The sequence below is a fragment of the Haloarchaeobius pelagicus genome (assembly GCF_051207375.1).
Classification (GTDB): domain Archaea; phylum Halobacteriota; class Halobacteria; order Halobacteriales; family Natrialbaceae; genus Haloarchaeobius.
The window spans coordinates 493,379-514,000 of record NZ_JBPJZD010000001.1 but is presented as its reverse complement, the minus strand read 5'-3'; the positions used below and the strand labels follow the sequence as shown (position 1 = coordinate 514,000).

General features: G+C 66.8%; 17 protein-coding genes. 6 read left to right on the top strand and 11 right to left on the bottom strand.

Annotated features, from left to right (window positions below; all coding sequences use genetic code 11):
- Positions 1 to 23: 23 nt before the first annotated feature.
- Entirely contained in the window at positions 24 to 2,078 is a 2,055-nt protein-coding gene (locus ACSC1S_RS02710) for a hypothetical protein (protein WP_435363048.1), read from the top strand.
- Here ACSC1S_RS02710 and ACSC1S_RS02705 read toward each other — a convergent pair.
- The 6 genes from ACSC1S_RS02705 to ACSC1S_RS02680 form a co-directional block, all read right to left on the bottom strand.
- Positions 2,065 to 3,669: a hypothetical protein gene (locus tag ACSC1S_RS02705; RefSeq protein ID WP_435363047.1), complete on the bottom strand. Its 1,605-nt coding sequence runs from the start codon at positions 3,667 to 3,669 to the stop codon at positions 2,065 to 2,067. The two genes, ACSC1S_RS02710 and ACSC1S_RS02705, sit on opposite strands and share 14 nt — an antisense overlap.
- A gap of 201 nt (positions 3,670 to 3,870) precedes the next feature.
- Entirely contained in the window at positions 3,871 to 5,835 is a 1,965-nt protein-coding gene (locus ACSC1S_RS02700) for a hypothetical protein (protein WP_435363046.1), read from the bottom strand.
- Between the two features lie 183 nt (positions 5,836 to 6,018).
- The gene (locus tag ACSC1S_RS02695) at positions 6,019 to 7,929 is read right to left on the bottom strand and encodes a right-handed parallel beta-helix repeat-containing protein (RefSeq protein WP_435363045.1); all 1,911 of its coding nucleotides are present in this window, start codon (positions 7,927 to 7,929) and stop codon (positions 6,019 to 6,021) included.
- A gap of 340 nt (positions 7,930 to 8,269) precedes the next feature.
- The gene (locus ACSC1S_RS02690) at positions 8,270 to 8,746 is read right to left on the bottom strand and encodes a helix-turn-helix transcriptional regulator (protein WP_435363044.1); all 477 of its coding nucleotides are present in this window, start codon (positions 8,744 to 8,746) and stop codon (positions 8,270 to 8,272) included.
- A gap of 65 nt (positions 8,747 to 8,811) precedes the next feature.
- On the bottom strand, positions 8,812 to 9,408 hold the full coding sequence (locus ACSC1S_RS02685) for a DUF7344 domain-containing protein (protein ID WP_435363043.1): 597 nt from the start codon (positions 9,406 to 9,408) through the stop codon (positions 8,812 to 8,814).
- A gap of 327 nt (positions 9,409 to 9,735) precedes the next feature.
- Positions 9,736 to 10,629, bottom strand: a complete 894-nt coding sequence (locus ACSC1S_RS02680; RefSeq protein ID WP_435363042.1) for a mechanosensitive ion channel family protein — start codon at positions 10,627 to 10,629, stop codon at positions 9,736 to 9,738.
- Positions 10,630 to 10,820: 191 nt separating this feature from the next.
- Here ACSC1S_RS02680 and ACSC1S_RS02675 point away from each other — a divergent pair, with 191 nt between their 5' ends.
- Complete coding sequence (locus ACSC1S_RS02675; protein ID WP_435363041.1) at positions 10,821 to 11,654, top strand: universal stress protein; 834 nt, start codon at positions 10,821 to 10,823, stop codon at positions 11,652 to 11,654.
- A gap of 9 nt (positions 11,655 to 11,663) precedes the next feature.
- On the opposite strand, the gene ACSC1S_RS02670 is transcribed toward ACSC1S_RS02675, so the two are convergent.
- Together ACSC1S_RS02670 and ACSC1S_RS02665 are read right to left on the bottom strand one after the other, a co-directional pair.
- Positions 11,664 to 12,326, bottom strand: coding sequence for an AIM24 family protein (locus ACSC1S_RS02670; RefSeq protein WP_435317275.1), 663 nt, complete (start codon positions 12,324 to 12,326; stop codon positions 11,664 to 11,666).
- 113 nt (positions 12,327 to 12,439) lie between these two features.
- Entirely contained in the window at positions 12,440 to 13,144 is a 705-nt protein-coding gene (locus ACSC1S_RS02665) for a helix-turn-helix domain-containing protein (protein WP_435363040.1), read from the bottom strand.
- 403 nt (positions 13,145 to 13,547) lie between these two features.
- Here ACSC1S_RS02665 and ACSC1S_RS02660 point away from each other — a divergent pair, with 403 nt between their 5' ends.
- On the top strand, positions 13,548 to 14,126 hold the full coding sequence (locus ACSC1S_RS02660; RefSeq protein ID WP_435363039.1) for a cupin domain-containing protein: 579 nt from the start codon (positions 13,548 to 13,550) through the stop codon (positions 14,124 to 14,126).
- Between the two features lie 93 nt (positions 14,127 to 14,219).
- The gene (locus ACSC1S_RS02655) at positions 14,220 to 14,402 is read left to right on the top strand and encodes a hypothetical protein (RefSeq protein ID WP_261650254.1); all 183 of its coding nucleotides are present in this window, start codon (positions 14,220 to 14,222) and stop codon (positions 14,400 to 14,402) included.
- 25 nt (positions 14,403 to 14,427) lie between these two features.
- Here ACSC1S_RS02655 and ACSC1S_RS02650 read toward each other — a convergent pair whose 3' ends face one another.
- A complete protein-coding gene (locus ACSC1S_RS02650) occupies positions 14,428 to 16,068 on the bottom strand; it encodes a bacterio-opsin activator domain-containing protein (RefSeq protein ID WP_435363038.1) in 1,641 nt (546 codons plus the stop codon).
- Between the two features lie 215 nt (positions 16,069 to 16,283).
- Between ACSC1S_RS02650 and ACSC1S_RS02645 the strand changes: the two genes are divergently transcribed.
- A complete protein-coding gene (locus ACSC1S_RS02645) occupies positions 16,284 to 17,675 on the top strand; it encodes an Hvo_1808 family surface protein (protein ID WP_435363037.1) in 1,392 nt (463 codons plus the stop codon).
- Positions 17,676 to 17,846: 171 nt separating this feature from the next.
- Positions 17,847 to 19,226 carry a PQQ-dependent sugar dehydrogenase gene (locus ACSC1S_RS02640; protein WP_435363036.1) on the top strand — a complete coding sequence of 460 codons (1,380 nt, stop codon included), beginning with the start codon at positions 17,847 to 17,849 and terminating at the stop codon, positions 19,224 to 19,226.
- 42 nt (positions 19,227 to 19,268) lie between these two features.
- Here ACSC1S_RS02640 and ACSC1S_RS02635 read toward each other — a convergent pair whose 3' ends face one another.
- Positions 19,269 to 19,811, bottom strand: coding sequence for a DUF8054 family protein (locus ACSC1S_RS02635; protein WP_435317268.1), 543 nt, complete (start codon positions 19,809 to 19,811; stop codon positions 19,269 to 19,271).
- Positions 19,808 to 20,581 (bottom strand): nucleotide-binding protein, encoded by a 774-nt coding sequence (locus tag ACSC1S_RS02630; RefSeq protein ID WP_435364577.1) that lies wholly within the window; start codon positions 20,579 to 20,581, stop codon positions 19,808 to 19,810. The genes ACSC1S_RS02635 and ACSC1S_RS02630 overlap by 4 nt, the downstream gene beginning before the upstream one ends.
- Positions 20,582 to 20,622 lie beyond the last annotated feature (41 nt).

Sequence of the window (20,622 nt, the reverse complement as noted above, 5' to 3'; positions counted from 1 at the left end):
GGCACGTCCTGTTGGGCCAGACAATGAGTACGCCGTCTGTGGGGAGTCGAGTCGCCGATTGGATACACGACCGCCCGTTCGACCGCGACGTCGCGATCATCGGGTTGCTGCTCGCAGTCTTGCTGTTCCCGCTCCGCTTCGTCCTCTCGCACCTGTTCGCCGAGACGCTCCCGCTGGTGCTGGCGACGGCCTGCATCCTCTACCTCTTCGCGTGGCGAGCGTCGAAGAACACCCACGGTCGCAGGAGCGGGCTCGGCCACAGTCTGCCGACGCTCCCGACACCGGTCGCCAGACTCACACCAGCCGTGACCTTCCTCGGTATCGCCGTGGCGCTCGTCGTCGCCACGCTGTCCGGCGAGCGCTCACCGGTGTTCCACGCCGTCACCGCGCTCGGCGCGGTCTCGGTGTTCCTCCAGGTGTTCTTCGCGGCCGACGAGGACCTCGTGCCCGGCCTGGTGCTCGTCCAGGTGCTCGCGCTCGCGGCCGCGATCCGGTTCACCGCCCACTTCACGAGTGCCGGGTTCATCGGCATCGACATCTGGACGCACATCACCAAGCTCGCGGTCGACCTCCGCGAGACGGGCAGTCTCTCGGTCATGCGCGAGCACGCGTCCCGCGGCGCGAAGTACTACGCGTCACCCCTGTACCACCTGCTGGTGGTCGCGACCTCGCTCATGGCCGGGACGGCGCTCGAGTCCGCGCTCTACCTCTCGATGGGTGCGGCGATGGTGTTGACGCTGCCACTGGTCTACGTGGCCGGGCGGTCGTTCGTCCCTGTCCGCTGGGCGCTCGCCGCCACGGCTCTGTTCGCCTTCAGCGACCACGTCATCAAGTGGAGCATCCACCTCGTCCCGACGAGTCTCGGGGTCATCCTGTTCGTCGCCGGCTTCTACTACTTCATCCGGGTGTTGAACGACCGCGACCCGCGGGACATGGGCCTGCTGGTGTTCTTCATCGTCGGCCTGAGCCTGTCCCACCAGGTGTCGGCGTTCATCATGCTGGTGACCATCGGCACCGCGACCGTGGTCCAGTACTTCGTCACCAGCGACCTGCTCTATCCCGACGTGAGCACCCGCGAGCTCTCCGGGCTTCTCGTGTTCCAGACCGGGCTGCTCACGCTCGTCTGGAGCCTGACGCCGTACCGCGGTGAGACGTTCACAGAGGTGATGATCGCGAAGCTCCGCTCGACGCTGGTGGAGTCCGCCGGGCTGTTCAACCTGCAGTCGACGCCCGGTTCGGGTGGTGGGAGCATCGGCGAGCAGACGCCCTCCATCGTCGACCAGTTCATCCCGTACATCGACGTGCTCGGGTTCATGCTCCTGCTCGGCATCACCGTCCTCGGCTGTCTGTACGCGCTCAAGAGCGACCGGACCTCGCTGGCGCGACTGTTGCTCATCTTCGTCGTGACGGTGATGATCCTGTTCGCGCTGTTCTTGCCCATCATGGGTGTCGGGCTGTTCCTGCCCGGGCGCTGGTTCGCGTTCATGTACCTCCCGATGGCCATCCTCGGCGCACTCGGGCTTGGCTACGCCGCGAAGAACCTGAACCCGAAGGTCGCCACGATGGTGTTCCTGTTGTTCGCGGTGGGCTACCCGGGCGCGATGTTCGTCTCGACCGACGCGACGCTCGACGCGCCGGTGTTCGACAGCGACCAGCCCCGTTTCGGCTACAACCAGGCCGAACTCACGGGGATGCGGAGCACCGGCAACATGGTCTCGGGTGACCAGCCGGTGTATACCGACTCGCCCTACACCGAGGTGTACCGCAGAACGGAGGTGAACGAACGGGCGACGATGCTGTTCGTGAACCCGAACACCAGCGAGACGATCAACGACGTGGTGGTGTACCGTGACTACCACACCGAGGGTGCGCCCATCTTCCGCGTCGGCGACCGGTCCGGGCTGATACCCGTCCAGAAGCACGACGTCTGTGGCCCGGAGCGAAGCATGCTGTACGCGAACGGTGAGGTGACGATGTGTGTCGGGGAAGACCCCGACGCCAACGACGGTGGCGGCGAGAATCAGAACAGCGTCGACGCGCCATCGTCGACCGCGCAGGTCCGCCTCACCCGTCGATGACGAAGTAGCCGACCGTCTCGGCGGGGTGACCGGTCTCGGCGTCGCCGCTCGTCTCCTCCTGCAGGAACGCCTTCACACGCGACCCCGAGAGGTCCTCGTATCGGACGGTGACGGGGTTCCACCCCGCGTAGGTCGTCGGCGCGGCGAGGAACACCGGGTTCTCGTAGGAGCCGGCGAAGTCGATCCATCGCCACTCCTCGTCCATGCGTCTCGTGCCGACCTCGTAGTTGCGACCGTTCAGGGTCCCACGACCCTCTTCGAGCGCCACCCAGCCCACGCGCTCTTGCTCGGACCACGAGAGGTCACGGCCACCTTCCTCGGTGTGGAGCCGCACGTCGAAGCCGTAGCGGGTGACGTTGCGGACGCGAGCGATGACCGGGGTGTCGTGCCAGTCACTCTGGGGTGCGGCCAGGACGACCGGCGTCGCCTCGAACGGTTCTTCGAACTCGACGTACTCCCAGGACGTGCCGACGTTCTGGCGACTCGCCTGGATGCGCTTCCCGTCGTCGGACCGGGTGACGGTGTTCGCGGGGAACGCCAGCACGCCCGCGGACTCCTGGTAGTGGCGGTCGTTCAGGTAGGCCCATTCCTCGATGCGGCCCGTCGCGCCGTTGCTGTCGTCGTCGGTGATGCGCGGGTGTGCCGGGTCCGGCCCGGCGTACGAGAGCGAGGGGGCGACGATGACCGGGTACGAGAGCGACCGGTCGAACTCGAACGACTGCCAGTAGTCGTCGAAGGTGTGGGTTCCGGCGTGGAAGTCGACCGTCGAGCGCGTGGACGTCTCCGGGGTCCCGCGGACGTGGCCGTACTGGGCCATCACGTGCTCGACGGTGAACAGGTGCCACTGGGTCTGCTCGTCGAGGGGCATCTTCTCGGTCGTCTCGCAGATGAAGCCGGGGCGGTCGAGCATGCCCGCGACCCGGTGCATGAGCATCGGGTTGTCGGCGTCGAGCGTGTTGCCCATCCGGTAGGCTACGTCGCCCGAGAGCCCGAAGCGGTCGTTGAGGGCGGCGACCGTCTGCTCACCGTACGACCGCGCCGGGTCGGTCCAGGTCGGGAACAGTGCCTGGCCGACGCCGCCGTCGCCGGACTCGTAGATGCCACGCGAGCTGTGGAGGTCGAACATCCAGTCGGGGTCGACGGCCTCGACGACGTTCCAGATGTTACGGGCGAGCGACGAGAGGCAGGTACCGCCGGTCGGCGGGAACTGTCGGTTGAGGTCGTTGTCGTAGGGACGGAGGTCCCGGGCGATGGCGTCGACGTTCGCGCGGGGCATGACGACGAGTTTGCCCGTCGTGACGGACCACTCGGCGATCTGGTCGGCCGCGAGGTAGCCGGATTTCTCGTCGCCGTGGATGCCGCCCACGACCATCGTGGTCGGGCCGGAGACTCCGGAGTCGTACTCGTAGACGGTCGTCTCGTAGTAGGTCCCTTCGAGGATGTCGTAGGACGTTCGGGTGGGACCAGACGAAGCGCTCGCCGAGGCCGCCGAGGTACCGAGGAAGGCCGCACCGATGCCGAGCGCTGCTGTGCCACGCAGGAAGTTCCGCCGCGAGAGAAGGTCAGGGGAGGTGGAATTCGTCTGTTTCATCGACTACAGCTACTGCGGGGAATCCCATCGCTTCGATACTTCAGCAGGACAGCGTTTAAGTGGCCCCGGGGACGGGCGGAACAAAGATGGTAACATGGCACACGGAACGCTCCGCGAGACGCACACCACCACCGGGCTCACGGTGGCGAGGCCCGTTTCGGCCCCTGCTCAGCTGCTCAGACGCGCCGTTTCGGCTCCCGCTCAGACGCGCCGGTCCAGCCACCCCAGGAGCTTGTCGGTGTCCCAGTTCGCCCCGGCCAGTTCGCCGTTCAGGACGAGCTGTGGGACGTACATGATACCGTCCTCGGCGGCCTGTACCCGTGACGCGTACACCTCGTCGTCGTACTCGCCGTCGGTGACGAGCGAGGGGATCCAGCCGTAGACGCGCTCGACACCCGCGTCCTGGAGCATCGAGGACGCCTCGTCCCAGGTCTGCCAGGAGAGCTGGCCCTGGTTCGCGAACAGGTACTCGAAGACGCCCCAGTAGTTCTCCCAGTTGTTGACGTCCCAGACGCCGACAGCCAGCTTGGCGAGTCGCTCCTCACCCTCGACGCTGTTGAGGTAGTGGCCGTCGGGGTAGGCGACGGACCGGAACTCGACGTTCAGGCGACCGGTGACGACGAACTCGTCGATGATGTGCCGGAGGTTGCCGAAGACGAACTCCCTCGTGTTCGGGTAGACGAAGTTCCCGTACACTCGCAGGGTCGGGTTCTCGGACGAGGTGCCCATCGTCGGGTACGTCAGGCGGCTCGCGTTCGCCGGGAGCGGCACCTCGTCGAGGGGGACGTGCGCGTCGATGCTCGAGTCCGGAATCGGCTCGACGCCGGCGGGGACCGGGCAGGTGCCGCCCGTCGCGATGTTGTCGAGGGTAACGTTCCCCTTGGAGAGCTCGCCGGGGACGTTGACCGTCGAGTCCGTGACGGTGGTCGGGTCGCCGAGGTCGGCGGGGAGGTGGTCGCTGTTCCAGGTCTCGAAGCCCGAGCGGTCCGTCCCCGTCTGCTGGAGACAGCAGTTCCGGAAGGTGTTGTTGCCACGCTTCAGGAGGACGACGGGATACTCGCCGTCCGCCTCGCCGCTACCGGTGATGGAGACGTTCTCGAAGAGGCGCTCACCGCCGCCACCCGACTGCGTCAGGTCGGTCGCTTCGTCGGCGAACACCGCGGGGGCCGTGTGGTCGCTCCAGTACATCCAGTAGTCCTCACCGACGTGGATGCGGGTGTCACGGACGGTGACGGAGCCGCCGTCGAACGCGGTGACGATGCCACCGAAGCCGCGGCCCCGGAGCAGCTTGATGTCGCAGTTCTCGACGGTCACCGGTCCCGGGTTGTCCGAGATGCGGATACCGCGGTAGTTGGGCGTCCAGTCCGTCCGGGAGCTGTCCGGGCTGGTGTCGACGACGATCTCGGCGTCTTTGACGTAGCTCCCGGGTGCACCGAGCCTGACCTGGGTCCGGTCGTTGTTCTTGAACACGCCGCCTTCGACGCCGATGGGGCCGGTGCCGGTCGAGGCGTACAGCCCGTTGTTGCCGAAGCCTTCTATCTCGCAGTTCCGGAAGACAAGCTTGCCGGTGGAGGCGGTGTAGACGCCGACCGGCGCGACCGGGATGGAGCCGTCGCGCATGACGAGGTTCTCGACGAGGCCGGAGCCGGTGGTGTCGTGGATGTAGAAGCCGAACGCGGTGTTGTCGGTGTCGTGGTAGCCGACCTTCGTGACGTTCCGGACGAGGAGCCCGTCGTAGCAGCCAAAGGAGATGATGGGGCCGCAGTCGGTCGCGGTGTTGTCGATGGTGAAGTTCTCGAAGGTGAAGTTCCGCATGTGCCAGCCGGTGAGCCAGTAGTCGCGGTTGTAGTCCGGACTCGGCACCAGGACGACGTTCTCGCCGGTGCCGCGCAATGTGAAGTTCTCGCGCCCGTACATGTTGAAGTCCTGGATCTGGTACCGGCCATCGGGGAACTCCAGGACGGCATCGTCGTGTTCGAGGCGGCCGAGGACCGGGTCGATGGGTTCCTGACCTGTCGGGTCGGCACCCTCTTCGACCACGTTGTAGACGGTCGGCTCCGTCGCGGTCGCGCTGGTACTGGACCGTGTGGCTGCGCCCGTCCCCGTGAGGGAAACACTAGCGATGCCGGTGACGGCCGCGGCACGGAGATAGTCGCGACGGCTCATCGCAGTCGGTCGTTCGGAAGTGCGGGGAGAATCTGTCATGTCGTCTCGAAGAACAGTACGGTCACCGGGAGCAAACCTCGATGGCTTCAAACGGACACATTTTATATATACGTGTCACAGTCACCCACACAGCCCGCGACCGATTTCGGGGGTGGGTCAACCGTGGCCATCGAGTGTCGAGGGCTACGACTGGAAGGTGACGGTGTCGCTGCCACTGCCGTCGGTGCTGGCCGTCACCGTGTACGAGCTGCCCTGGCCCTTGTGGAAGTCGAAGACGTCGGACGGACTCGTCTCGGTCTGGCCGCTCCCGGGGGTCGTGTCGGTCCAACTCTTCGTCTCGCCCGTGTCGTCCCGCGTCACGGTCAGTTCGACGAACGCCGCGTTCTCCGCGGAGTACTCGACGCGCAGTTGCGCGTGGGGGTTCCTCGTGTTCTCGTTCCAGACCCGACCGATGCTGACGGTGGGGTCGACGGTGCCCCCGCTGTTGTCCTCGACGGTCAACGCGTTGGTCTGTGCGGTCGTCGTGTTCGCGCCGGCTGACGCGTCGGTCGCCGTCACGGGGATGGTGGCGCTCTCACCGACCAAGACCGTGACCGAACTCGTCGCGCCGACGACGAACTCGCCGGTGTAGGTCCCGCTCCCGTCGTCGACCATGTCGAGGGAGCCTGGCCCGCCGAAGGAACTCGCGTCGGCTACGACCGACCCAACCCCACTGGCGTCCGAGACGGTCGCTTCGAGCCTGACCGTATCACCGGCATCGACGGCGAAGTCACCGGTCGTCCCGTCGTCGTCGACCGTGTCGGTCGCGGTCGGGCCAGCATCGAACGTCGGCCCGGCGCTGTCCCCGAGCCCGCTGGGGAGCGGACAGGTGCCTTCGGTCGTGATGTTGGAGAGTTCGACGCTCCCGCGGGCGACCTCGCCGGGCACGTCGACCGTCGAATCCGCGACGTAGGTCGGGTCCGGGAGAGTGGCGAGTTCCAGCGTCTGGTGGTCCCAGGTCTCGAAGCCAGCGCGGTCGATGCCCGTCTGGTGGAGACAGCAGTTCCGGAAGGTGCTGTTGCCCCGGAACAGCAGGACGACCGGGTACTCGCCGTCGGCCTGCCCGTCACCGGTGATGGAGACGTTCTCGAACAGGCGCTCACCACCCTGGCCGGACTGCTCCCAGTCCGAGGGGTAGTCGACGAAGACGGCGGGACCGGTGTGGTCGCTCCAGTACATCAGGTACTCGTCGGAGACGTAGATGCGGGTGTCCCGGACGGTGAGGGAGCCGCCGTCGAACGCGTTGACGATGGCACCGAAGCCACGACCGCGAAGCAGCTTGATGTCACAGTTCTCGACGAGGACCGGGCCCGGGTTGTCGGAGACGCGGATGCCGCGGTAGTTGTGTGTCCACCCGTCGACCGAACTGTCCGGGTCGGTGTCGACGATGATCTCGGCGTCTTTGACGTAGCTCCCGGGCCCACCGAGTCGGACCTGCGTCCGGTCGTTGTTCCTGAAGATGCCACCTTCGACGCAGACGGGGCCCGACCCGGTCGAGGCGTACAGCCCGTTGTTCCCGAACCCCGCTATCTGGCAGTTTCGGACGGTCAGCTTCCCGGTCGTGTCCGTGTAGAACCCCACCGGTTTGACCGGGATACTCCCGTCGTTCATCACCAGGTTCTCGACGAGCCCGCTCCCGGTCGATTCGTAGATCCGGCAACCGAACGCGGTGCTGTCGGTGTCGTGGTAGCCGAGTTTCGTGACGTTCCTGACGACGAGTCCGTCGTAGCAGCCGAAGGAGAGTTCGGGGCCAACGTTCTCGGCGGTGTGGTCGAGGACGAAGTTCTCGAAGGTGACGTTCCGCATCGAGTGGCCGGCGATCCACCACTCCCGGTAGTAATCGTCGGTCGGGACGAGGACAACGTCGTCGCTCAGCCCGCGCATGGTGAAGTTCTCCAGGTAGCTGAGCTTCAGCCGGTACAGGGCGTAGCGACCCGAGGGGAACTCGAGCGTGACGTTGTTGCCCTTGAGTCGGTTCAGGACGTCGTCGACCGGTTCGGTTCCGGTCGGGTCCGCACCTTCGTCGACGACGTTGTAGACGGTCTGTTCAGTCACGGTCGGAGCGACCGACGTTCGCCGGGCAGCGGCCGGGGCTGCGAATGTCACACCGCCGATTCCGGCGGCTGCGGCGTTTCTGAGATAGGTTCTGCGACTGGCGTTCGATTGGCGAGCTGGCATTTCGTGTCATAATAAATTGGTGTGCTGCGGTGAACCGTTGACAGCTTCAGAGATGCAGTCTTTATACCAGCCCGGGCAACCACTGCCACGGCTCGTCGTGATGGAGAACGCTCCCTGTCGGACCTGTAACACGCCGAGTACGGCTGCCTGGCAGGATCGCACAGCCGAAACGCGCTCCCGGGAGGCACCTGGACCGGAAACAGACCCCCGACCGTCGCTACGCCGCCTGCGTCTGGGCGTCGTGCTCGCTCTGCATGGTCCTCGTCGCCTCGAACTCGTAGTCCGACAGGGCGACGATCTTCTCGCGCCCGACCGTGACGCGCTGGATCTCACCCCTGGACTCCAGCGCCGACAGGTGTCGGCTGACCGTCGAGGACGAACAGCCCACCGCTTCGACGATGTCGGTCTGCCACATCCGTCCACCCTCGCGGTCGACGGCGACGAGGATCTCCTCGCTCGTGCACATGGGCGGTTCGGCTTCGGTAGTGACGACCTCGCTATCGGGACAGTCGTCCGACGACGGCTCCATCGTCGGGGTCGCTCCGGACTCGGTGCCGGAACTCGTGCCGACGACCGACCGGAGACGCGCGACGGTGTTCGTCGACCGATCTCTGACGCCGACCAGCATCGCGTGTGTCCAGAGGATGGCACAGTCGACGAGCGTTGCACCTTCGGAGGGCGGGGACTGACTCATTGGTAATAACTCTACTGGCCGAATGCAAAGTACGTGAACCCAACTATCTTAGGGTCGGGTCCGGCTCAGTGGGCCTGGGACTGCTGGGAGAGGAGGTCCCGGACGCGGGAGATGAGGTGGCCGCTGGCGACCGTGACGGTAGACACGGTAGAGCCCGCGTGCAAGAACAGTGGCGAGATGCGTAGCAGCTGGAAGAAGTGGACCGACCAGAACACGATGCCGAGACAGCCCGCGAGGAGGTAGTATCCGAGCCAGCCCCGCGACGTCGACGAGTCCGGGGAATCGCCGAGTTGCAGGTACGACACCAGCTGGTCGAAGTTGGGACCGAGCTCGATCCGCCCGCTCTCGCTGTCGTAGTCCACGACGTCGGCTTCGGCGAGTGCTGGCAGGTGCGACTGGTAGAGCGAGATGTACACCCGCTGTCGTTCGTCGGACGATACTTCGGCGACCGGCGTCTCCATCTCCATCGCCGCGACCTCGTCCGCGAGCGTCCCGAGGTCCGTCGTCTCTTCGAGGTCGTACAGCACACGAAGCGCTCTGCGACGTCTCGTGTTCGTCAACAGCTGGAATATTTCGTCGGACGTGAGTTCGGTCCGGTCGGTCGACGCGCCATCACCGTCTGTGGCTTCGAGCGCTGCTGTGCCACTGCTCTGTGAAGACATTGTTCACCAGAAGATCATGTGCTCTCAAAAACCATCAGCCAAGTCATTGGGTGTTCGACACGACCGACGCCGGTCGATGCCCCACGACCCGGACCATCCCACGAGACTGCGGCGGTTACGCCCGGCTTAATCGCTGCCTTGCGTCGGCCACCAGTCGCATTCGGGACAGTGCTCGATGCCGTTGACGAGTTTCGTCGGGGCGGTGCAGTGCGGACATGGTTGCGTCGTAAGTTGTGTGTTGGACATGAACGTACCGTCTGTTGAGGGGTGCTAATAGATACACCAGTCCATGGTCGGGCGGGGGTGGGCGGACCCGTCTCTGTCCGCTCAGAGCGCCTCTACGTCGGGCGCGGTCGAGGTGATACCGACCGAACCGGTGAGCTCCGAGTGCGGGTATGGCATGCTGATACCGTCCACATCGAAGCGCTCTTTCACCGCCTGGACGAGCTGGGCGCGGACGCCCGCAGCACTCGTCTCGCGTGGATTCACCCAGACGCGTCCGGAGAGGACGACAGCCGAATCACCGAGGTCAGCGACCGGGGCCGACGGTTCGGGGTCGAGGAGCACCCCGTCGATGGTGCGGGCGACCTCCGTGATGATGCGCTGTGCCTGTTCGATGTCGTCGTCGTAGCTGATGCCGAAGTCGTAGGAGACCCGTAGCGTGTCGTTGCCGACGGGGTTGACCAGCACCGCGTTGGCGAGCTGGCCGTTCGGGACGGTCACCATCTCGTTGGCGAAGGTGTCGAGCGTGGTCACCCGGAGGCTGATCTCGCGGACGACGCCCTCGTTGCCGTCCCAGGCGATCCAGTCACCGGTCTTGAAGGGCTCGTCCTTCAGGATGAACACCCCGGCGACGAAGTTCGAGACGAGGTCCTGGGTGGCGAACCCGATAGCGAGCACGAGTGCACCCGTGAGGGTCGCGAAGGCGACGAGAACGGTCCCGAACCCGGCGACGGTCGCGCCGAGGGCGAGCGCGCCGACGAGTGCGATGAGACCGGCGATACTGCTCCCGAGACCGACGATACCGGGTTTGAACCCGCGGGATTCGAGCGACCGCTCGGTCAGTCGGACGAGGACGTACTTGCCGACGACGTAGAGCACCGCGAACGCCACGAGGAAGATTGCGACGGTCGCCGCGACGTCGACGATTCCCGGGCCGTACTGGTCGACGAACGCATCCGGCGTCGTCGGGAACCCATCCGCTTGCAGTGGAACGACCATAGGACTACTATCACCGAGAGGATATTTGACTAATCGCCCGTGGGGACGGGGTGGGACGGCCCCACCAGAACCGTTCTGGGGGGAAGTGATAACGACGTATTATGTCGTGATGGGGAATCCAGCGGGGGACATCGCGTCCCTGCTCGTGGAAAGCCCTTAGGTAGCCCCCGACGTAGTGTACGCATTCACACATGTACGACGATATCCTCCTCCCCGTCGACGAGAGCACCGAGTCGACCGCAGTCGTCCACCACGCGGCCGAGATCGCCCACTGGGCCGACGCGACGGTCCGGGTGTTGAACGTGGCCGACACCGGCCGCGACAGCGTCACCGTCGTCGAGGCGGACGTCGTCGACACGCTGGTCCGGCAAGGCGACACCGTCGTCGCCGAGGTCGGGTCGACCCTCGATACCCTCGGGGTCGAGTACACGACCGACGTGGTCCAGGGCGACCCGGCTCCGACCATCGTCGAGTACGCCGAACGCTACGAGTACGACCTCATCGTGATGCCGACGCACGCCCGGCAGAGCCTCTCGCGCTACCTGCTCGGGAGTGTCACCGAGAAGGTCGTCCGGCTCTCGCCCGTGCCGGTCCTCACCGCCCGGATGCTCGAAGGGGACGACCTCGAGTTCCCGTACGAGTCCATCCTGCTCCCGACCGACGGGAGCGACACGGCACTCCGCGCCGCCGAGCACGGCCTCGACCTCGCGGCCGCCCTCGACGCGCAGGTTCACGTGCTCTCGGTCGTCGAGGACGAACGCGGGCCCGAGGAGGCGGCGACCGAGGCCATCGACGCCGTCGTCTCGGCGGCCGACGAACGTGGTGTCACAGCCATCCACCGGCACGTCGAGCACGGCAACCCGGACGAGCTCATCGAGTTGGTCGCCGACGCCCACGACGTGGACGCCGTCGTGATGGGGACGACCGGACGGCGCGGGGTCGACCGCGTCCTCATGGGGAGCGTCGCGGAGAAGACCGTCCGGTCGGTGTCGGTGCCCGTGATAACCGTCCGAAAAGAATCGTAATCGTCGGGCTTACTGCGCCGGCCCGACCTCCTCGTAGGGCTGGACGATGACGAAGCCGCCGGGCTCGCTGAAGTCGAGCTGGTACGTCTCGCCCGAGGACTTCCCGAGGAAGCCCTTGATGTTGCGGTCCGTCTTGACGCCCGGAGAGACGGCGCTGCTCCAGGCGACCGTCGCGTCCGGGTCCGTCGAGACCGGCGTCTCCAGCACCAGCGGCTCGCCGTGGGTCGTGATTGCGACGTCGCCCGGGCCCTTGAGGTAGACGTTGAACAGCCCGCCGGTGGTCACGCCGGCGATGCTGTCGATGGTCCGGATGTCCCACTCGACGCTGCTGTCGAACGCGAGCACGTCGTTGCCGTTCACGCTGATCTCCTCGCCGGGGTCGAGGCTGAGTATCTGGACCTTCTTGCCCTGGTCGGCGAGGTAGAGGTTGCCCCGGCCCGTCGCCTCCATCATGACCGAGCCCTCCCCCGTCGCAGCCTTCTTCAGCATTCCTGTCAGCCCGCCAGCAGACTTCCGCTCGAACGAGATGTCGCCCTCGTAGGCGACCATCGAGCCGGCTTTCGCCATGACGGTCCCGTCGAGGGTCACGTCGAGCAGTTTCGAGTTCTCGAGCTGGAATCCGTCTCCGCCCGACTTCGGTGCGTTCTCCCTGGTGAATTGTTCGAGATCCATGTCGGTCGTTCCGAGACGCGATGTCCGCGACTCTGATAGGAATACTCCGGACACCTATAAGTATCTTGAGTAGAATTGGAGCGCGGTCGTTCCACCGTCACCCCCGCCGCCCCTCACCGGATTTCGACCGGACGCTCGTCGTGGTCGTCCTCGAACTCGTCGGAGAAGAGGGTCTCCCGGAGCACCGTCCGCATCCCGCGCCGGAGTCGTTCGGAGGTCGCCTGGCTGGAGACGCCGAGCTCGCCGGCGACGTCTTCGAGCGTGCTCTGTCGCGGGACCTCGTAGTAGCCCGCCTTGACGCTCGCTTCGAGCGCCTCCCGCTGTGCCGGGGTAAGTTCCGCGAGGTTGGCCTCCGCTTCCCGGGTCCCCGTTTCTTGGTGCTCGCGGAGGATCCGCTGGACGGTCAGGGGGATGTCGTGGCGGTCGCAGTACGCGATGAACTCCTGGAACGTCTCCTCGTTGGCGACGGTCGCTCGAATCCGGGACTCGTCCGCCGTCGCCGTGTGTGCCTGGAAGAAGATGTCGTGGTCGACGACGAAGGGGTAGAGTGCCTGTTCCGCGGCCTCTTCGGTCATCGTCGTATGGTACAGGCGGTGGTCATCGAAGTCCGAGAGGATGCTGAACTCGCTGAGCGTCTCGTCGGCCACCATGCCCGCCTCGAACGCCTCGTAGTCGTCGCCGTACGCCGAGAAGACGAGGATGACGGTCAACCGGTCCTTGAGCCGGAGGTCGTGAATCTGGAAGGTCATCCCCGGCGCACGGCTTCGGGCTTCCCGTAGCATCGGTGATTTGACGGTGAACTCGACAAAGACACTCATTGTAAGATAGATATATGCAGAGAGTTGTAAAATCTTCCCAACATCTAGTCTCGATGGGCTTTTATTTTCAGGGAGTTTCCACCCGTCGTTCTAATTCTCTGAACACAGTTCGACAAGCGAGACGGACCGTTCAGACAAGAGAACGGCGATGGTGATTGTCGGTACCGGACATTGAATATTCGACACGAGTAAGCACGGACGTGTTCGGAATGAGAGTACTATCAGCAAAAGGAACAGGACAGGAGCCGGGATGGCACGGACGGGAGACACCCACACGGGGGACACATCCAGGCCATGTCAGTGTCCGATTCGAGAGGTGTTCTGGCGTGGGTGCATCGTCGCGAGCCGTCGAACCGTCCGTGCTCGGCACCGGGTTCGAGACCACCGAGGAGCTGAAACGCAGATGAACCACGTCGCGCTCGAGGGTGTGACCGACGACCGCATCGGCGACGAGAGCGAGCGGCGTCGCCTCACCGGACCACTCGGGACCACCGACCTCGCGCTCAGCCACTACCGTCTCGCCCCCGGCGACGGGTTCCCGGGTGGCCTCCACGCCCACACCGACCAGGCGGAGGTGTTCGTCGTCCTCGCCGGGGTCGCGACGTTCGAGACGCCCGACGCACCCGGCGGCGAGGTCACCGTGTCGGCGGGGGAGGCCATCCGGTTCGGCCCCGGTGAGTTCCAGAGCGGGTGGAACCGCGGCGACACCGACTGCGTCGCCCTCGCGCTGGGGGCCCCGCGGGACACCGAGGACACGCGGATACCGGTCGCGTGCCCGGACTGTGGCCACGGCGACCTGCGCCTCGACGTCGCTGGCGATACCCCGGCCCTGGTCTGTCCCGACTGCGACGCAGCGCACATCCCGGAGCCGTGTCCCACGTGCGGGGACGGCGAACTGCTCGCCCGGCTGGGCCCGGACGCGGAGCCGATCGCGGTCTGCGAGACGTGTGGGGACGAGTTCGCGACGCCACCCCTGGGGTGACCGAGACGCCCGTCGTCGGCACTGTCTCGTTCACTTTCACTTTCACTCCGCCCTTGGCTCACCCCTTTTACGTGGGGGTGTGACCAGCCAGGTATGTCACAGACGCACGAGACGCCGACGGACGAAGAGATTCGCAACGCCCTCTCGGCCGCCGAGCGCGCCATCGAGGCCGCGGACTACGACGGTGTCGAACGTGCCAGCCTCAGACTGCTCAGCCTCGCGCGCCGGGGACGCCGCGAGCACGTGACCGAGACGGCCGGGGCGACGGCGGACTGAACGGCGCAGCCCCCGGAACAGCCGGTCAGGACTGCTCCTCGAACAGTTCGCTCATCACCTTGCTGAGCCCCCCACGCAGATGCTCGTGGAACGTCGGCGCGGAGATGTCGAACGTGGCGGCGATGTCCCCGCCGTCGGCGTTCCGCGGCCACTCGAAGTAGCCCGCCCTGAACGACGCCTCGAGGATGGCGAGCTGGCGGTCGGTGAGCCGTGCTTCGAGCCGTTCCCAGTACGCGAGTGCGCTGTCGGACTCGCGCTCGACCCGCTTCTTCGCGCGCAGGTCGACCCGGTCGAACTCGGTCTGGAGCTGTGCGACGAGGTCGCCGATGTCCGCGGTCGAGGCGGTCTCGACGGTCAGGCCGTACCGGTCGCCGGTGACCGTCGCGGCCCGGTTCCCCGCACCGCGCTGGGCGACCCTGAGCAGCGGCGACCCGCCCGTCACCACGCAGGCGAACCGGCAGCGGCCGTCGTGTTCGCCCAGCACCGAGGCGTGTGTCACGTCCGGGTGGGTCTCCAGGGTGTCGACGACCGTCTCGGGCGACACGCCTTCCCCCTCGGCGTACAGCCGGAGTCCGTCCGCGGCGACGGTGCTCGCGGTGAGGACGAGTGGCTCGTCGGCCGCCCGCGAAACCGCGGCGAGGGGTGCGCGCTTCGCGTCGACGTCGACGCGAACCTCGGTCGCGAACTCGCCGTGGAGGAGTTGCCGGGACTCGACGGCGTTCATCGCGTAGCCGAGTGTGTTCCCGAGCACCGCGAACGCGTCGCGTTCGAGGTCGCCGAAGGCGTCGGGCCGGTCCGTGTGGACGACGAGGGCCCCGTACCGGGCACCCCGGTACGTGAGTGGCACCGCCGTGTAGGCCGTACAGCCCGCACCCATCGCCAGCTCCTGTACCGGGTCGGTCGCGACGCGCTCGACCAGCGGGCCCTGCCCGTCGAGCGCCTCGCCGACCGTCGTGCGCTCGATCATCGACGGGCCGAGGGCCGCCATCTCGTCGAGCAGCTCGTCGTCGCCCGCGCCGACCCGGGGTCGGATGCTCCCGTCGACACTGCGGTCGACGACCCACGCGAGCCGGCAGAACCTCGCGTTCGCGAGCTCCCGACAGACGATGCTCTCGAGGTCTTCGCGGCGCGAGACGTCCAGAAGCGACGCGATGACCTCCCGGACGAGCCGGCCGACGCGATTGACCTGTTCGAGCTGTCGGTTCCGGTGTTCGACCGCGGCCTCGGACTGCTTGCGCCCGGTGATGTCGAGGTGTAACACCAGCACGAACGTCTCGCCCGCGTGGTCGAACCGACTGGCTCGCATGACGAACCACCGCTTCGTCGTCGGGCTGTGACACGGGTACTCGAGCGAGTAGACGTCCCGCTCGTCCAGCAGCACCGCCTCGATGCCGGCCGCCGCGTCCGTCGCGTCGTCCGTCGAACTGTGGTTACAGACCGCGAGGTAGTTGGTGCCGACCATGCTGGGGTCGTCCTCGAAGCCGTTGTCTCGCGCGAACTCTCGCCAGGCGTCGTTGGTGTAGACGATGGAACCGTCGGTGTCCAGCACCGCGAACTGCGTCGGAATCGCGTCCAGCGTGGCAGCACCGAAGGAGCCACCACGGCCGTCATCCCCCGGCGTGGGCCCGATGGTGGTGTTCCCGTCTGTCGTGTTGGTATCGCTCATTGGTAGGGCTGACACGAGCCGTGGCGAGCCCGTGCTATCGAAGGTCATGCGATTTAGCGTTGAAACCCCTATAAGTCTACTCCCAAAACAGGTGACGAGGCTGTCACGCGGTCGCTAACCACTGGAGGGCTGCCGAGCCCTCGGCAGACCTGGTCGGGCTCGCGGTTACCTATCGCGCAGATAACCGTTTTAGCGCCTGCCGCCCTACTGTCCGCGTGAAGGCGAAGGCGATACAGACAGTCACGGTCGTTACCCTCGTCCTCCTCGCCGGCTGTTTCGGCTTCTTCGGGTCCGACGACGGGACCGGCGTGGGCGACGACACCGGGCCGTTCGCCGACCCCGCGACCGACCGCATCGGCTGGGAGAACGGCTACTGGTACAACGAATCGATAGACGTCGACCAGAGCGACGGCATCAGCGAGGCGGAACAGGAGGCGTTCCTCGCCCGCTCGATGGCCCGCGTCGAGGTCTTGCGCAACCTGGAGTTCAAAGAACCGGTGACCGTCTCGGTCATCACCCGGGACCAACAGCGCGCGAACTCGGCCAACGGGAGCACCGATAACGAGAGCAAGAACCGCTGGAACGACCAGGTGTGGGAGGCGCTGTTCATCTCCGACGAGCAGAAGAACATCGAGGACGAGTTCGGCTCGGTGACCGGCTCGGCCGTCCTCGGCTACTACGCCGCCGGGACGAACAAGGTCGTCATGGTCAGCGACGACCCCGACCGGCTGGTCATCAACAACGCGACGTTCGTCCACGAGCTCACCCACGCGCTCCAGGACCAGCACTTCGACATCAAGCGCGTCCAGAACCAGGCGAAGACCCAGGATCAGCAACTCGCCGCTAACGGCCTCATCGAGGGTGAAGCCGACTACATCGAGGCGCTGTACCTCGAACGCTGTACGAGCGGTGAGTGGTCCTGCGTGAAGACCCCGGGCACCCAGTCCAGCGGCGGCAGCAGCGACATGAACCTCGGCATCCTCGTCACCATCTTCCAGCCGTACTCCGACGGTCCGTGGTACGTCCACCAGCTGGTGCAGGACGGTGGCTGGGAGCGCGTGAACAAGCTGTGGGTGAACCCGCCCCAGACCTCCAGTGCGCTCATCCACCCGGGCCGCGAGTTCACCCCCGTGGAGGTGACCATCGAGGACCGGTCGCGCAACGGCTGGCAGACGTTCGAGCACGGCACGGACACCGTCGGTGAAGCGTCCATCTACTCGATGTTCTGGTACCAGTCCCGCCAGTACAACATCTCGACCATCAACACCTCGACGTTCTCGACCCCGTCGGGCATCTACGACCGGTTCGACTACCGGAGCCCGCCCTCTGCTGGCTGGGTCGGCGACGCCGTCTTGCCCTACCAGAACAGCGACGGCGAGTACGGCCACGTCTTCGTGACCGAATGGGCCACGCCCGCCGACGCGACCGAGTTCCGGCAGGCCTACCAGACCCTCCTCGCTGGCCACGGCGGCAGCGAGCAGTCACCGGGCGTCTGGGTCATCCCCGACGGCGGCTTCGCGGACGCTTTCCGCATCCACCAGGAGGGGACGACCGTCACCATCGTCAACGGGCCGACGGTCGACGACCTCGACGATATCCGGCCGTAGCGGCCCGCTGGCGACCCCGGGAGAGAACGCATCACAAGATACTTGGTTTCAATTTTCCAAAACGTCGGTACGTTCCGACGGCGTCGTTCGGACCGACCCGTCCGTCGGACCCTCTCCACACATGCTGTCGACGCACGACCCCCTCTCGTCCGCGGAACCGGGTGCCCACCCATGACCGACCGGTATCGCCGCCGAACCCTCCTGTCGCTTGCCGCCGCCACGATGGTCTCGGGGTGTCTCGGGGGCGAATCGACGGGAGAGTCCCGCACGTCGACCGAACCGCCCACGAAGACGACCGAGACACCGGTGGTCGAGCCCGACTACGACACCCGTCTCGGCCACGACATCGAATCGTGGTCGCGGTACGACCAAGCCTGGCGCGCCCCGACCGAGTCGCCGGAGATCGAGGTCGAACTGGAGACCCTCGTCACCGGTCTCGAGATCCCCTGGGACCTCTCGTTCGCCCCGAACGGTGACCTGTTCATCACCGAGCGTGTCGGCCGAGTGAACCGGTTCGCCGCCGGCGAACTCGAAGCGGTCGCCAGCCCCGACGACGCACTCGACGCCAAAGCGGTCGACCAGGGCAGCCGCGAGCGGAGCTGGTTCCTCGACGGTGGCGAGGGCGGGACCATGGGCACGACCGTCCATCCCTCGTACCCGGACGTCCCGCTGGTGTACGTCTACTACACGTACAGGCACGACCGGGAGTGGTACAACAAACTCGTGTACATCGACGTCTCGGCGGACGACCCTGCCACCCGCGTGAAGACGCTCATCGACGAGATTCCCGCGAACCGGTTCCACAACGGGGGTCGCATCGCCTTCGGGCCGGAGAACTACCTCTGGGTGACGGTCGGCGACGCCGGCCAGAAAGCACGAGCCCGCGACCCGTCGTTCCTCGGTGGGACGGTCCTTCGCCTGACGCCAGAGGGCGAGCCCGCCCCGGGGAACCCCGACCACGGCGGCGACCCGCGAGTGTTCACCGTTGGACACCGGAACCCGCAGTGCATCACGTGGCAGCCCGACGGGACACCGGTCATCACCGAACACGGGCCGGGCCCGGACGAGGTGAGCGTTCTCCACCCTGGCAACGACTACGGGTGGGCAGACGCCCGGGACCCGCCCGCCTACCGGACAACCGACGGGGTGACGCCGCCCGTCGCCAGCAGCCTCGGGAACACCTGGGCACCCGCTGGCGGCGTCTTCTACACCGCCGATGCCGTCCCGGCGTTCCGCAACCGGCTGGTGTTCGGGGCCCTCGGCAGCCAGCGCCTGAAGGTCGCGACGTTGACCCCGGCCGACGACGGTGACCCCACGGCCGACCTGCCGCCACTCGGCGAGACCGGCGTGCGCCACGACGGCGACTGGACCGACGGCTCCTGGGTCGCGACCACACACGACCTGCTCGTCGACGAGGTCGGCAGAATCCGCCACGTCGAGCAGGGTCCGGACGGCGCACTGTACCTCGTCACGTCGAACCGCGACGGTCGGGCGAGCGGGCCGTTCCCGACCGGCAACGACGACCGGTTGCTTCGACTCACGCCCGCCTGACCGGGCGCTGCCCATCGTCGCGGCAGCATCGCCACCCGACTCCTACTCGAGTACGTCCGCAAGTCCCCACTCCTCGGCCCGCCGGGCCGCCTCCTGCTCGGCCGCCTCCTGGATGGCGGCGATGCGCTCCTCGTCGGCGAGGAACGCCGCCAGCGGGTCCTCGTCCTCCTCGACCCGTTCCTCGCGACGGTCGGCGGGCGCTGCCTCGCGCGTCCTGGTCGCGAGGGCCGGGTCGGCCGCGAGGCGGTCCGCGGGCAATCCCGGTGGCACCCGCAGGCTGGTGGCCTCGTGGGCCGCATCGAGGGCACCGTCGTCGACGGCGTACAGTTCGACGCTGTAGGGGCCGGGGGCGGCGAGGTCCGCGAGCGCTTCGGCCCCGCCGCGGTCGGTCCCGACGTGGTACGCCAGCACCGGGACCCCCGATGCGAGAGTGATGACACCGCTCCCGTCGTCGCCGAGCAACAGCGCGTCCTGCGGCTCGAGGACGAGGTAGCCCGTGACCGCATCGTCGAGCGCGGCCGCGAGCGCGGTCGCTGGTGACTGGACGACGCGCGACCGGACGATGGTCCCACGCGGCAGTCTCACGGTGGCTGCGGGATGACGGCGCTGCGGAAGCGGTCGGCCACGGCTCCCGGTTCCTGGTCCCGTATCTCGATCCCGGCGGCGGCGTCGCGGAACGCCGTGGCGGCGGGACAGTCCGGGGCGTGTGCGAGCAGTGGTTCGCCCGCGTTCCGTGCAGCCCTGGCGGCGTCCGAGTCGGGAACGCTCGCGAGGACCGGGCCATCGAAGTAGCGCTCCGTCTGGTCGGTGATGCGGTCGACCGCCTCGGGGTCGTGGACGCGGTTGAACAGCACGCCCGCGCCGCCGGTCCCGTACGACCGGGCGTACTCCTGGACCTTCAGGCCGTCCGAGAGCGCCGGGATGGTGGGCTGGAGGACGACGACCATCCGGTCCGCGAGCACGACGGGGAGGACGGCACTGACGCTCCCGATGGCGGCCGGTGAGTCGAGCAAGAGCACGTCGGTGTCCGCGGCGAGGTCGGCGACCACGTCCCGGAGTCGGGTGGGGTCGGCCTGCCGGAAGTCCCCGAGCGAGGTCCCACAGGGGACGACCCGCATCCCGAACCGGTCGTAGGTCGCGTCGGCGACCGAGAGGTCCGCGTCGCCGAGCAGGAGGTCGTGGAGGGTCACGTCGGCGTCCTCGAGCCCGGTGTGAAAGAGGAGGTTCGCGAGGCCGGTGTCGGTGTCTACGACGGTCACGTCGTGCGCCTCGGCGAGCGCCATCCCCAGCGCGAGGGTCGCCGTCGTCTTGCCAGTCCCACCCTTCCCGCTGGCGACGGCGATTGCTTCGACCATTTGCTGGATGTAGCCGCGAGCACCGCAATAAGTATTCGCAT